We start from the raw sequence: 511 nt of genomic DNA on the forward strand, positions 1-511 counted from the left end.
CGGTGAGGAGCTGGACGGGGGGTATTGGTTTGCGAATGTGCGGCGGATGGTGCGTTTTGAGGAGGCGGTGCGGGGCCTGCTGGGGGTGGGGTTCGGGGCGTTCGTGGAGGTGTCGCCGCATCCGGTGCTGACTGCGGCGATCACGGAGACGGCTGAGGACGCGGGTACCGGGTCGGTGCTGACGGTGGGGACGTTGACGCGTGAGGACGCGGGTGCGGCGCGGGTGCTGCGGGCGTTGGGTGAGGCGTATGTCGGCGGGCTTTCCGTGGACTGGCGCAAGGTGCTCCCGGCCGCCGAGGTCGTCGAACTGCCCACCTACGCCTTCCAGTACCGCCGCTACTGGCTGGAGCCGTCCACCGCGGAGGCGGCCCCCGCTTCTGCGGAGTCCGGCGCCGACCCGGCCGAGATCCGCTTCTGGAACGCCGTCGAGGGCGGCGACGTGGCCCACATCGCCGAGGTCCTGCAACTCGACGACGAGCACTCGCTGGGCGAGGTGCTGGCCGCCCTCACC

The 511-nt window shown here is 71.4% G+C and carries 1 protein-coding gene; it reads left to right on the forward strand.

Annotation, left to right across the window (positions count from 1 at the left end):
* Nucleotides 1-10: 10 nt before the first annotated feature.
* On the forward strand, nucleotides 11-511 hold a 501-nt coding region (locus tag AC3EVP_RS36990; protein WP_435138206.1), incomplete at its 3' end, for an acyltransferase domain-containing protein.

Source organism: Actinacidiphila sp. bgisy144, from assembly GCF_057708105.1.